Origin of the sequence: Sphingomonas glacialis, assembly GCF_014653575.1 — a bacterium.
GTDB classification, from domain to species: Bacteria; Pseudomonadota; Alphaproteobacteria; order Sphingomonadales; family Sphingomonadaceae; genus Sphingomonas; species Sphingomonas glacialis.
Map to the genome: position 1 here is coordinate 1 of NZ_BNAQ01000039.1, position 346 is coordinate 346.

Genomic DNA, 346 nt, shown 5'->3' on the forward strand with positions numbered 1-346 from the left:
TGAGGACGGTCTGGGTCAGCACGTTGTGCCCGGTGCCCCAAAATATTGTCAGCCTGTCGCCACTCGCCATATTTCCCCACGGCCCCGCCTCGCACCGCAGGCCGTGATACGGAAAGTTGTCCAACGCGGCGGCGATGTTGATACCCCAGACATCGGGATCCTTCGACACCGGGTCCTTGCTGCGACCAGGAATGCCGAGTTCTGCGAGTAGCAGGGGCTTTTGGGGGGTGGACATGGAAACGGCTCCGACGGGAAGTGACGGAACGAGTTAACGCGCACTGGCGTGATTGCACACCTGTCAGACTTGACAGGTGTGCGGTGATATCCGACGAGCGGTTGTCGTCGC

Annotated in this window: 1 protein-coding gene; it reads right to left on the bottom strand. The window is 61.0% G+C overall.

The window, feature by feature from the left end; all coding sequences use genetic code 11:
* Positions 1 to 235 (bottom strand): hypothetical protein (locus IE187_RS21145; RefSeq protein ID WP_189677961.1); only part of this gene is annotated, 235 nt, incomplete at its 3' end.
* Between the last annotated feature and the right edge of the window lie 111 nt (positions 236 to 346).